The following is a 12,636-nucleotide window of genomic DNA, read 5'->3' as shown; positions in this document are numbered from 1 at the left end:
TTAAATTAAGCGCTTATCGGTAATTCAGCGGCTAAGGCAGTAACCCAGTTATCAAATAAAGCTTTTTCAATTTTGATTACTTCTGCAGCATGGTTTTCCCAATCATCAGAAAAGCTCACCAGCTGGTTCATCATTTCTTCTAAATGGCCTTCTTCTTCCAGAATGATCGATTTCACATTTACCTTGCTCTTCGCTTCATCTAAAACGGCCTGATAAATTGGATATAACTCGTCAGCACGAACTTCGATGGCATAGGTAACAAATAAATAGGCGGCAAATTTTAAGTCGTAGCCTGAAAGATTAAACTGTTCTTTTAAGTAACGGCAAACCGCAATATCCAAAGCGTGCAAATAGTATTTAGTATGATTTGGTGAAAGTAACTCGGCATTTGTATAGGTTTTACATAACGACTCATCAACTTTCGAAATCTGCTTTTTTAAATAGTAGGCATGACGGTGTTCTTCTGCCGCATGTTTAAGGATAATCAGGTTTACATTTTCTTTATGCTCAGAAGCTGAAATCTTCTTTGCACCTGCATTCTCCATGTACGACAACGTATTTAACCATTTGGCATGCAATACGTTATCAGAAACTATCGATTTTAAATTTGAAGCTAACATTCTTAATTGTTAAACTGGTAAATTGTTGGTATTAAGCCAACTGAAAACTTTTAACTGTAAACTGATTAAATTTCCCTGTTCAGGTCCCAGCTTTCTAAATAATCGGCCACCCTGCGTACAAACATGCCACCTAATGAACCATCTACTACCCTATGATCGTAAGATAAAGATAGGAACATCATGTGCCTGATCGCAATTACATCACCGTGTTCGGTTTCTAAAACAGCAGGTTTCTTTTTAATGGCCCCAACCGCTAAAATAGCTACCTGTGGCTGGTTGATAATCGGTGTACCCATCACGTTTCCAAAACTACCTACATTGGTTAATGTAAAAGTTCCGCCCTGTGTTTCATCTGGCTTTAATTTAGAATTTCTTGCCCTTGTGGCCAAATCATTTACTGCCTTGGTTAAGCCAACAAGGTTAAGCTGATCGGCATTTCTGATTACAGGAACAATTAAATTTCCACTTGGTAAGGCAGCGGCCATACCGATATTGATATTTCCTTTTTTAATAATTTGTGTTCCGTTTACTGACACATTAATCATCGGGAAATCTTTTATAGCTTTTGCAACAGCCTCTACAAATATTGGCGTAAAGGTTATTTTTTCATTTTCACGTTTCTCGAAACTGTTTTTTACTTTATTGCGCCATAAAACCATATTGGTTACATCGGCTTCTACAAATGAAGTTACATGTGGCGAGGTGGTTTTACTCATTACCATGTGGTCGGCAATCAGTTTACGCATCCTGTCCATTTCAATAATTTCGTCAGCTCCGCTTACGCTTGTTGTAGAGGTTTTATTTGTAGGTCCGGTCTCAGCCTGAGCTGTTTTAGGCACTGCTGTTTCAGTCGCAGGAGGTGGATTAAGTATAACCGTATTGGTTAAAGCAACTCCTCCATTTTTATTGGCAATATAATCCAGCAGGTCGTCTTTATTTAAACGGCCATCAGCGCCAGAACCTTTAATGGCATCCAACTCTGCCAGCGGAATATTTTCCTGCGCAGCAATGCTTTTTACCAAAGGAGAATAAAACCGTTCAGAAGCACTAAAATCTGTTACTGCAGCTTTATTTTCTGAGGGAAGTTGCTCAATACCTGGAATAGTTTCTGCTTTTTCTGCTACAGCTGGCGCATCAACTACAGGAGTTTCAACGGCCGGGCTATCTCCGCCTGCAGTTTCTATTATGGCAATTACATCACCAACCTGGGCAACTTCATCCTCCTTAAATAATTGCTTTACCAACTTACCGGCTACGGGCGAAGGAACTTCAGAATCTACCTTATCCGTAGCAATTTCGAGAATAGTATCGTCTAAATCGATCGTATCACCCGGTTGTTTTACCCATTTAATCACCGTTGCTTCCGCAACACTTTCACCCATTTTTGGTAACAATAGTTCGTATTGAGCCATATTAAATTACAGTATTTTATATTGGTAACGCCACAAAAATACAGTTTTTATTCGTTCTAAACTGTTTCTTTAAGTAGATTTAGTAGCATGGTTAATGCGGAAGCTGCCGAACGCTCTATATTTTGAATGCGTTTGTTGCTGAAATTAAACACCTTAGCTACGGTTTTATGCCTGGAAGAAATTGCAATCCATACGGTACCAACCGGTTTATCTTCTGTGCCGCCATCAGGACCAGCTATTCCGCTAACGGCAATAGCATAATCGGTTTTGAAATGTTTTATGGCGCCTTCTGCCATTTCGGTAACGGTTTCTTCGCTTACTGCCCCGAAAGTGGTTAAAGTATTTTCTTTTACACCTAAAATTGATTCTTTTAACTCATAAGCGTAGGCTACTGCCCCGCCCCAATAAACCGAAGAACAGCCTGGATGTTGCGTAATCAAATGAGCAATGTATCCTCCGGTACAGCTTTCTGCCGTTGATAGGGTTAAGCCCTTTTCCTTCATGATATTGATGATTGCTTTTTCAAGCGCAATATCTTCATCAATCACCACAAACTGATTTACTTTGGCAATAATCTGTTTGGCGTACACTTCAACCTCTGCTTTTAATTCTGCTTCATTATCTCCTTTGGCAGATAAACGCAAACGTACCTGACCTAATTTAGGCAGATAAGCCAATTTGATATGCTGAGGTAAACTATCTTCTATTTCTTCAATCTCTTTGGCCAAAAACGATTCGCCAATATTTGCAGTAAGGATGGTTTTATGAACGATAGCCGGAAGTTTAAACCTGCTGGTAATCCTCGGCAAAATCTCGTCATCCATTAAGTACATCATCTCATAGGGCACACCAGGCATAGAAACAAAAATCCGGTTATTTTGCTCAAACCACATACATGGCGCTGTGCCGTTTCTGTTCACAATTACCTCACAACCATCTGGAACATCAGCCTGCTGAATATTTACATCCAATAAAGGACGCTTGTATTTTTCAAAAATCTGGCGAACCATTTCAAGTGTTCCCGCATCGTTACGGAAGCCCATATTAAAATATTTTGCAAGCGTTTTTTTAGTGATATCATCCTTCGTCGGACCTAAACCGCCGGTAATTAAAATAATATCAGCCCGTTTTTCGGCCTGAGCCAAAGCTTCGAGGATATGTTGTTCCTCATCAGAAACTGAAGTAATCTGTTTCACGGAAACACCAATCAGGTTTAGCTGTTTGGCCATCCAGGCAGAATTGGTATCCACAATCTGGCCGATGAGAATTTCATCGCCAATGGTAATAATTTCGGCTAGCATAATTTATCGGTATGTGCTGTAAAACCCTTGTCTTTTGCTCAATTTCAAATCCTGCAATATTGATGCCTTAACTTTAATGGTTACCGAATAACTCTTGTAGGCGCCGTAAGGAACCCAGTTTACACTCATATCCCAGCAATGCAAATCGCGGTATATGGCCAGATTCATCGGTGTTAAACCATTATTTTTAAAATCGTAACCGGAGTTAAACGTAACCTTCCACTTCGGAGTTAAGTTTACATCACCATTAAAGTTTAAGGTATTTGAAGTTGTAGTGGTGTTTCCATCATTCGAATATTGGAAACTATAAGAGAACGAAAAATTCCAAGGAATGTTAAAATCAACAAAAGCATTCGGATCGCGGCTAATGGCTGCCAGTTGTTCCGACTGAATATCAGTTAAACCTTTTTTATTGGCCGCTTCACCCAGCTTATCATTGGCTTCATTTTTACGTTTTAAAGCTTCGGGGTTTAAACTATAATCAAACGAGAAACCAAAATTTGCCAGGCGTGGCAAAAATTTACCTGTTTGCCAGAAATAACGGTCTTGCCTGATTCTTAATGTTGAACCTGGTAAAGTATCGTTCCTTAACGAATAAGGATCTAATGTTCCGTTGTAGTTGATGCCCAGTTTATCGGTAAACTGAGACCGGCCGCTAAAACCAATGTTTGATAACTTATACGAAGTTGCGAGGAAATTGTATGAACCGCTAAAACTCAATCCCTGAATAATCGGGATTTTTTTCGAACCCGTTCCGGTTGTATCGTTCTTGTTCCGCACTTTCAACTCGACGGTATTATCCAATCCAAACCCAATGGAAGCGTTAGGGCCACCAAAAGAGCCCGGCTGCGCCATACCATCAAATATGGAGTACTTTAAAGGTATTCCGTTAACTAAAATCGGTTTATTATTTTGGTTAATTGCAGCTTCATATGGTCCGGAACCCGCTTTGGTAAAATCAGGCGAATAAGAGAATGAAACATTTGGTGTCATTACATGCCTCAAAGCCTGAATTTTTCCCTGAGGGTTAAAATCCCTTCTTCCGTAAATCTTAGTCGACATGCTGGTAGATAAGCTATAACTACCTGCTCTTTTAAAGCCACTTAAGGTATCTTCTCTAAAGCTATAGGTATTATCTGCAAATTCTGTATATTTTCGTCTTACACTCTGGAAATTCCAAACTTCATTATATGTTCCGCCTAAACTAAAGTTTAAATATTTAAGGGCGGTAAACGACATATTTACAGGGATACTATGAGAAAAACCACTTCTTAAGCGTTTTAAACCATCGTTCTGGAAAAGTAAACTATCGAAAGTATCGATACGGTTTGTTCCCTGCAAACTGTAACCCACTGTTATTTTCTGATACCATTTTTGCTCCCCAACTGCATTTTTTGAACTAAAAGGGTTAAAGGTAGGCACGTTAAATGTTACTTCGGGTAACCTTAATGATATGGCCCTGGTACTCAAAGTCTGATCACTTGAAGCCGCCATGGAGAAGTTCATCCCGTTTGAAAAAGCTTTGGCATAACTCACACTACTACTGGTAGAGTTTGTTGCAATGGTATTAATATCGTAAGTGGTACCCGCTGCCGTATTTTTGTAATAACCTTTTCTTCCGGTGGATACAAGCCTTACACTTGCACTAAAGGTAGTTCCGGGATTGGCATTGGCGTTTTGGCTGTGGCTCCAGTTGATGCTAAAGTTTTTGGTCGGGTTTGCAAATGCCTCCGTACCTTCTAAACCGTCTTTAAAACTCGAATAAGACAGGTTAATGTTACCGTTATATTTATAACGCTTGGTGTAATTACTCAATACACTGGTTTCGTAAGAGCCATTGGTATAAATCGAGCCCATTAACTTGGCATCCCAGTAATCGTTTAAACCGAGGTAATACCCCCCGTTTTGCAGGAAAAATCCCCTCGTGGCATCTTCACCGGGCGTTGGTAAAATAACACCTGATGTTCGTTTATTTTGCTTGGGAAAAAATGCAAAAGGAAGCCCTAAAAAGGTCGGAATATCCTCAATAATCATATAAACCGGTCCGGTAATAATCTGCTTTTCGGTTACAACCCCTTTCGAGATCATTAATCCAAAGTGAGGATGCGGCAAATTACAGGTACTGTACATCACATTTTTAATGTGCAGCTCATCATCTATTTGCTTTTTACTCTGCCCTCCGGAGAAAAACCCACCCTCCTGTTCAGAGAAAACGCCATAAACTTTAGCCCTGGTTGTTTCTGAATTGTAAAAAATAGAATCGGCAATTGCAGTTCCGTCCGCACCCGATTTAAAAATCGGTCTGCCGGTATATCGCCCCGTTTTTGGATCTTTAACACCCCTGGCAAAAATGGTATTCTGCTTTTTATCATATTTGATATAACTCGCATCCAGCTCAAAATCACCATAAATAACCCTGGCATTTCCATATAGATAAACGATGTTTTTATCAGCACTCATTTTTACAGAGTCATCTGCCTTGTACTCTACTTTCTGATCGATACTGCTGTTATTCTTGCCCGTTTTTTTGGTTGTATCCTTTTTTGTAGTGTCTTGTTGAATGATCTGTTGCAATGAAAATCGCGAAAATGCGTTAGCTTTACCAACAACAAGTGTTAATAAAATGACAGAAATTAGTAAAATAGAGCTCTTAAGAAGTTTCAAATTCGTATTTGAATGTTATTTTTGCACAAATGTTTAATCAAAAACGTTCAAAATTAGTGAAAAATATACCATTGATGTATCTTAAATCCATTTTAACATTTATTATTTATTTAGTATTGTCAAATACAATTGATAATCAAGCGCTTGCGCAAGAATATAAAATTAAAACAATTGTAATTGATGCGGGTCACGGCGGCAAAGACGGCGCCACACACGGCGTCTATTCGAAAGAAAAAGACGTTGCGCTTAAAACTGCATTAAATCTTGGCAAAGCACTTCAAGACAGCTTAAAAGATATCAAGGTAATCTACACCAGGCAAACTGATGTTTTTATTCCTTTGTACGAGCGTATTAATATTGCCAATAACGCAAAAGCGGATTTATTTATCTCCATCCACTTAAACGATATGCCTGTGCGGGTATCGCGGGTGGTTGATTATTACAAAAAAGTGCGGGGCAAAAAAGTACCGGTTTATACAACCGTAACTTCGAAAAGTACGTCTACAAGGGGAACAGAAACTTTCGTATCCGGAACAGGCCGTTTAGGCGAGCAGGATGAGGTAATTAAAAGGGAGAACGCATCGATGTTTCTTGAGGATAACTACCAGAAAAACTATGAGGGTTTTATTGCGAATACGCCAGAGAACGACATTATGTTATCTTTAATGAAACAAACGAACAGGGATAGGAGTTTAAAGTTTGCTTCGATGTTACAGCAAGAGTATGTTAATGCCGGCCGTACCAACCGTGGTGTGCAGGAAAAAAGTTTAGCAGTGCTGGCACGTGCAGCCATGCCGGCAGTTTTAACTGAAATTGGTTTTGTGAGTAATCCGGAAGACGAAGACTATATGAACTCACAGGAAGGACAGAACGAAATTGTAAGCGGTATCATCAGGGCAATTAAAAATTATAAACGCATAGCCGAAACATCATTTTAATTACTTATAATGAAGATTAAACTTCTGATAACAATACTTTTCCTCTCTATTTTTGCTGTCAAACAATCATCCGCACAAGGCTACAAAATTAAAACTATTGTAATTGATCCCGGACACGGGGGCAGAAAACCTGGTGCTTCGGGCAGTTTTACAAAGGAAAAAGATATTTCGTTAAAAGTTGGATTAAAGCTGGGCGAACTGATAAAAGAAGAACTTCCTGACGTTAAAGTAATTTTTACCCGTAAAACCGATATTGATGTAGACCTCTACCGCCGTGCAGAAATTGCAAACGAAGCCAATGCCGATCTGTTTATTTCGGTACATTGCAACTCAATGCCGCCGGGCAACAAACACATTAAAGGTGTAGAAACATTGGTGGCCGGTTCGCACCGGTTAAAAGAGCAGGATGCGGCCATCCGTGAAAACGCCGATATCAAACTGGAAAAGAATTATAAAAGTAAATATGATGGTTACGACCCGAATAACCCCAGTAGTTTTATTCTTTTGTCGCTGTTAAAAAACACCTTTCGGGATAAAAGTATTAAATTTGCAAAACTGATCCAGAACAGTTACATCAGCAGGGATGAAAGACTTAGCCGTGGTGTAAAAGAACAGGGCGTTCTGGTATTGCAACGTTGCGGTATGCCGGCTGTTTTAACAGAGGTTGGTTTTATTTCAAACACCGAGGAAGAAAAATATATTAATTCGCAAAAAGGTCAGAATGAAATTGCTAATTCTATTCTGGAAGCAATAAAAACATACAAAAAAAATATTGAAGTTAAATAAGTGGCATTATAAATGATAGTTATTTTAACTTTACAAAAAATATTAACAGGTACCAGACAAACAATTGATGTAAACTTTGTGTATTTATAAAGTTTAACGTTATAAAAAAAGAAATTACGCTCCAGCGGGTTTTAAAAACAAACTTAAATCTGCAGCATTAATAACAACACTTATGAAGATTAAGAACGAAACCAAGGTAGGTATTTTAGCCGCATTTGCCATAGCTTTACTAATTATTGGATATAATTTTTTAAAAGGTAATTCCATTTTCTCAAACGAAACAACACTTTATGCTAAGTACACCAGGGTTGATGGTTTAACGGTATCAAAACCGATATTAATTAACGGCTATCAGATTGGCCGCGTTGCTAAACTGGAGTTACAGCATGATGGTACGGTAATTGCAACCTTAAGTGTTAATAGTAAATACGAAATTCCTGAAAATAGTATTGCCCGTTTAGAAGGTACTGATCTTTTAGGTAGCAAAGCGATTGTAATGTCGTTAGGTAATTCTAAAAAAATGGCAGAAGATGGCTACACTTTAAATGCCAATGTAGAAAAAGGATTGATGGAGCAGGTTCAGCCGGTACAGAAAAAAGCTGAATTGATTATCGGTAAAATGGATTCTATTTTAAGCAGTGTAAATTCTATCCTTAATCCAAATTTCCAGAAAAATGTGGATAAGAGTTTTAACAGCATTGCAGGTACTTTAGCTTCATTAGAAACGACTTCTAAAAAAGTTGATGGTTTGGTGGGTTCTGAAAGCAAACGTATTGAAGCGATTTTTAGAAATGTTGAAGGCATTACTGCTAACCTGAATAACAACAATCAAAAAATAAGCGACATTTTAACCAATATTAATACGGTTACCGATAAGTTTGCCGCTGCTAATTTTAAACAAACTTTAGATAATGCAAACAACGCCATTGCCGATTTACAAAGTGTAATTTCGGGCATCAAAGGAGGAAAAGGCAGTTTAGGTTTATTGTTAAATGATGATAAAATGTATCAGAATTTAAACAATGCATCAAAAAACCTGGATGAATTAATGATTGATTTAAAAGCAAATCCTAAACGTTATGTTCACTTCTCAGTATTCGGAGGCGGAAATAAAAAAGACAAGTAATTAATTTTATAAATCAGAAAGCCCTGTAATTTTTAATTGCAGGGCTTTTTTTGTGCGCTATTTTGCAACGGAGAGACGCACAAAAGAGAATCTCTCTTTTTGTTGTCATCCTGAACGCAGTGAAGGATCTTTAATTAGATAAAACTTGGCTTATTTCTTTAGCCCGGAGACATATCGCTCTCCATTGTCATCCTGAGCGTAGTCGAAGGATCTTTAAATTTAGGTAACTCAATAGATTATTTTTTTGCCACGGAGACACAGATAAGCACGGAGTTATTCTTACGTGGTCATTGCTATAGTAAAAAATTAAAGCTGGAAAGTCCTGCCCTCAACAGCTAACTCTGTATTTTCGAACACAGATTGCGCTTCCTCCAATAGCATTTGTAAAGTTTTATAGCGTGAAGAAAAATGCCCGATGAGCAATTTCTTTGCTTCGGTAATTTTAGCCACCTCCCCTGCCTGTAAAGCTGTAGTATGGTGTGTTTCATTAGCCCGGTCTAACAGATCATGCATAAAAGTGGCTTCATGATATAGCGTATCGCAATCTTTTATGGTCGAAAAATAACGTTCGTCGAATAAAGTATCTGAGCAGTAAGCGTAACAACGCGGTGGGTCGGCTTCTGTAGTGTAATCGGCACTGCGTAAAATATCGCCGTTTGGCAATTCTACATCATTTCCCTTTTTTAAAGTGGTATAATAAGCCATCGGCACTTCATCAGCCTTTTCTTTAATCAGTTTGCGCTGTCTTTTCTTTTGCTGAAAAATAAAGCCTGTGGTGGGGATACGGTGATTTAAAACAATGGTTTTTACAGTCAGATCACTGTTTTCGAAAATCTGGGTAGATTGATCTGCTTCGATCGGGAAAAATTCAATTGGGTACCTCAAAACGGTATCAGAATATTTAAACTGGATCTCTAAGATCTCCAGCAAAGGTTTCGGACCGAAAATCTGCATGGGTTTTATCCTGCCGTTTAAATGCAGACTTGATAGCAAACCGATTAAGCCAAAATAATGATCACCATGTAAATGACTGATGAAAATATAATCGATCCGGGCTGCCTTTAGGTTAAACCTGGCTAATTGTTGTTGTGTACCTTCACCACAGTCGATCAAATAGTATTTTTCGTTACAATTTAAAAGCTGTGCTGATGGATTCCTGTTAAATACAGGTGTTGCAGAACTGCTTCCCAAAATTGTAACTTCAAACTTCATCATGATCAGATATAAAAAGCCCCGTAGATTTTTAGAAACTACGAGGCCGTAATGTTATTTAAATAATATGTTATTTAGCGCCTCTAAACTCTTTTTCCAACTCTTCCATAAAGATGAAATCTGTTGCTTCGTCTAATGTATTAACAAACGTTACAGATTGAAATATGTTTGATAATTCAATAATTGAAGCAAGCTCATCATTAATCCCGGTTACGATAAATAATCCGCCTGCCGATTTGCAAAGCCTGTCGCCAACCAATAAGCAGCTTAAATCCTGTGCGTCGTTACACTCTGTAACATGGCTTAAATCAACAATAATGTTCTGAAAGCCTTCGGCATTAAGTAAATAGAATTCTGATTTTAAGCCTGGTGCATTATCATTTGTAAACTTAGTTTCCTCTAACTTTAAGGTTACATATTTATCGTGTTTATCTACTGAAAATTTCATCTCTCTAATCTTTAATTCTACTAATGTAGAAATTTCTTTCGAATTTTATAAAGTTTCTAAAGCCTTTACCACATTGCTTTCGATACGGCTTGATATGGCATCTGCATCTGCTTTTATAAACGTCTCTCCTACAATATGTTCGTAAAGTTCGATGTAACGTTCAGAAATCGAGTTTACAATTTCAGGTGTCATTTCTGGTATCGTTTGACCATCTTTCCCCTGAAAACCGTTTTCGATTAACCATTTTCTTACAAACTCTTTCGAAAGTTGCTTTTGTGGCTCGTTATTGTCTTGACGTTCCTGATAACCTTCAGCATAAAAATAACGTGAAGAATCTGGTGTATGAATTTCGTCGATCAGGTAAATTACTCCATCTGCAGAACCAAATTCATATTTTGTATCTACTAAAATCAATCCGCTTTTGGCGGCAATTTCAGTTCCGCGTTGGTATAATGCGTAAGTATATTCTTCTAATTTTTCGTAATCTGTAATCGAAACGATGCCTTTGGCCAGAATATCTTCTTTCGAAATATCTTCGTCGTGACCAACCGAGGCCTTTGTTGTTGGGGTAATAATCGGCTGAGGTAATTTATCGTTTTCTTTCAAACCTTCCGGCAAAGCAACACCACAAACCGAACGTTTACCGGCGCTGTACTCTCTCCAGGCATGACCAGCCAGGTAACCCCGTATTACCATTTCTACTTTAAAGGGCTCGCAGATACGGCCTATGGTAACCATCGGATCAGGAACAGCCAAAACCCAGTTTGGAACGATATCCTGTGTAGCAGCTAAAAATTTAGCAGCAATCTGGTTTAATACCTGTCCTTTAAATGGAATCGCCTCAGGCAATACTACGTCAAATGCAGAAATACGGTCTGATACCACCATTACCATGGATTGATCAGCAATAGTATATACATCACGTACTTTGCCTTTGTAAAAATTACTTTGATTCGGGAAATTGAAATGGGTTTCTTTTAGTGCTTTCATGAGGCAGTAAAAATAGGGAAAAAGTCCGAAAGTCCGAAGACCACGGTCAGAAGTCAGAAGATATAATTTATTAAAAAACCAAAAATAATAATGTCAAATGGATGATGGTTTTAAAAGCTTTAACGCTGTCCATCATCCATTTTCCATCTTACATTTTACATAACTATTGAATATCTCCGTAAGCTTTCAAAATATCTTTCACCAGTTTATGCCTTACCACATCTTCTCCGCTCAAATAAATAATATCGATTCCTTTAATATCTTCCAAAATTCTCAGCCCATTAAATAAACCCGACATTTGTTTTTTAGGTAAGTCAACTTGTGTAACATCACCCGTAACAATAAATTTTGCTGTTGGTCCCATACGGGTTAAAAACATTTTTAACTGCATATCGGTGGCATTTTGGGCCTCATCGAGGATCACAAAACAGTTATCTAAAGTACGGCCACGCATAAATGCCAGTGGGGCAATTTCGATGGTGCGGTTTTCGATATAAAATTTCAATTTCTCCGCAGGAATCATATCATCCAGCGCATCATAAAGCGGACGTAAATACGGATCGATTTTTTCTTTTAAATCTCCCGGTAAAAAACCCAGGTTTTCCCCTGCCTCAACTGCGGGACGGGTTAAAATAATCCTTTTAATTTCTTTATTCTTCAAAGCTCTAACCGCTAAAGCTACAGCTGTATAGGTTTTACCTGTTCCGGCTGGTCCAATGGCAAAAAGGATGTCGTTTTTAGCAATACTGCTTACCATTTTACGCTGGTTTGCCGTTCTTGCCTTTACCAATAAGCCGTTAGTACCGAAAACAATTACTTCTCCGCCACCTCCGGTTGGTTGTTCTGCATCTTTTTTTGCAACGCCTGCTGCCTTTGCGCCCAGTATCGTTTCTACATCATTATTGCTTAGTGAGCTATATTTTTCGAGGTGTGCAATCAGCTGGTTAAACTTCTCTTCGAAAGCCTTAAGTTCCTGTTCATCACCGAGAACCTTAACATCACTACCTCTCGCCACCAGTTTTAACTTCGCGAAAGCACCTTTAATCATTTCGTAATTCTCATTGTTCGGCCCCCAAAAGTGAGCAGGATTTACGGTATCCAGAGTTAATTTTAATTCGTTCAAACTGTAGTATTTTAAA

At 38.4% G+C, this 12,636-nt stretch carries 11 protein-coding genes; 3 read left to right on the top strand and 8 right to left on the bottom strand.

The window, feature by feature from the left end; translation table 11 throughout:
- Positions 1-5: 5 nt before the first annotated feature.
- From ABD769_RS23740 to ABD769_RS23725, 4 genes are all read right to left on the bottom strand, one after another.
- A complete protein-coding gene (locus tag ABD769_RS23740; RefSeq protein ID WP_344853857.1) occupies positions 6-620 on the bottom strand; it encodes a hypothetical protein in 615 nt (204 codons plus the stop codon).
- A 65-nt stretch (positions 621-685) separates the two neighbouring features.
- Positions 686-2,032, bottom strand: a complete 1,347-nt coding sequence (locus tag ABD769_RS23735; protein WP_344853856.1) for a dihydrolipoamide acetyltransferase family protein — start codon at positions 2,030-2,032, stop codon at positions 686-688.
- 56 nt (positions 2,033-2,088) lie between these two features.
- Entirely contained in the window at positions 2,089-3,333 is a 1,245-nt protein-coding gene (locus ABD769_RS23730; RefSeq protein ID WP_344853855.1) for a competence/damage-inducible protein A, read from the bottom strand.
- 3 nt (positions 3,334-3,336) lie between these two features.
- Complete coding sequence (locus ABD769_RS23725; protein WP_344853854.1) at positions 3,337-5,907, bottom strand: putative LPS assembly protein LptD; 2,571 nt, start codon at positions 5,905-5,907, stop codon at positions 3,337-3,339.
- Between the two features lie 164 nt (positions 5,908-6,071).
- Between ABD769_RS23725 and ABD769_RS23720 the strand changes: the two genes are divergently transcribed.
- The 3 genes from ABD769_RS23720 (at position 6,072) to ABD769_RS23710 (ending at position 8,847) form a co-directional block, all read left to right on the top strand.
- Positions 6,072-6,935, top strand: coding sequence for an N-acetylmuramoyl-L-alanine amidase family protein (locus tag ABD769_RS23720; RefSeq protein WP_344853878.1), 864 nt, complete (start codon positions 6,072-6,074; stop codon positions 6,933-6,935).
- A 9-nt stretch (positions 6,936-6,944) separates the two neighbouring features.
- Complete coding sequence (locus tag ABD769_RS23715; RefSeq protein WP_344853853.1) at positions 6,945-7,721, top strand: N-acetylmuramoyl-L-alanine amidase family protein; 777 nt, start codon at positions 6,945-6,947, stop codon at positions 7,719-7,721.
- Between the two features lie 172 nt (positions 7,722-7,893).
- Positions 7,894-8,847, top strand: a complete 954-nt coding sequence (locus ABD769_RS23710) for an MlaD family protein (protein WP_344853852.1) — start codon at positions 7,894-7,896, stop codon at positions 8,845-8,847.
- 306 nt (positions 8,848-9,153) lie between these two features.
- Here ABD769_RS23710 and ABD769_RS23705 read toward each other — a convergent pair whose 3' ends face one another.
- The 4 genes from ABD769_RS23705 to ABD769_RS23690 all read right to left on the bottom strand — a co-directional run bounded on the left by ABD769_RS23705 (position 9,154) and on the right by ABD769_RS23690 (position 12,620).
- The gene (locus ABD769_RS23705) at positions 9,154-10,059 is read right to left on the bottom strand and encodes a ribonuclease Z (RefSeq protein ID WP_344853877.1); all 906 of its coding nucleotides are present in this window, start codon (positions 10,057-10,059) and stop codon (positions 9,154-9,156) included.
- Between the two features lie 70 nt (positions 10,060-10,129).
- Positions 10,130-10,507 (bottom strand): STAS domain-containing protein, encoded by a 378-nt coding sequence (locus ABD769_RS23700; RefSeq protein ID WP_344853851.1) that lies wholly within the window; start codon positions 10,505-10,507, stop codon positions 10,130-10,132.
- A 45-nt stretch (positions 10,508-10,552) separates the two neighbouring features.
- Positions 10,553-11,497, bottom strand: coding sequence for a phosphoribosylaminoimidazolesuccinocarboxamide synthase (locus tag ABD769_RS23695; RefSeq protein WP_344853850.1), 945 nt, complete (start codon positions 11,495-11,497; stop codon positions 10,553-10,555).
- Positions 11,498-11,660: 163 nt separating this feature from the next.
- A complete protein-coding gene (locus ABD769_RS23690) occupies positions 11,661-12,620 on the bottom strand; it encodes a PhoH family protein (protein WP_344853849.1) in 960 nt (319 codons plus the stop codon).
- Positions 12,621-12,636 lie beyond the last annotated feature (16 nt).

The organism is Pedobacter jeongneungensis (genome assembly GCF_039538295.1).
GTDB classification, from domain to species: domain Bacteria; phylum Bacteroidota; class Bacteroidia; order Sphingobacteriales; family Sphingobacteriaceae; genus Pedobacter; species Pedobacter jeongneungensis.
The sequence above is the reverse complement of the archived record's forward strand: the minus strand, read 5'-3'. Positions and strand labels throughout refer to the sequence as shown.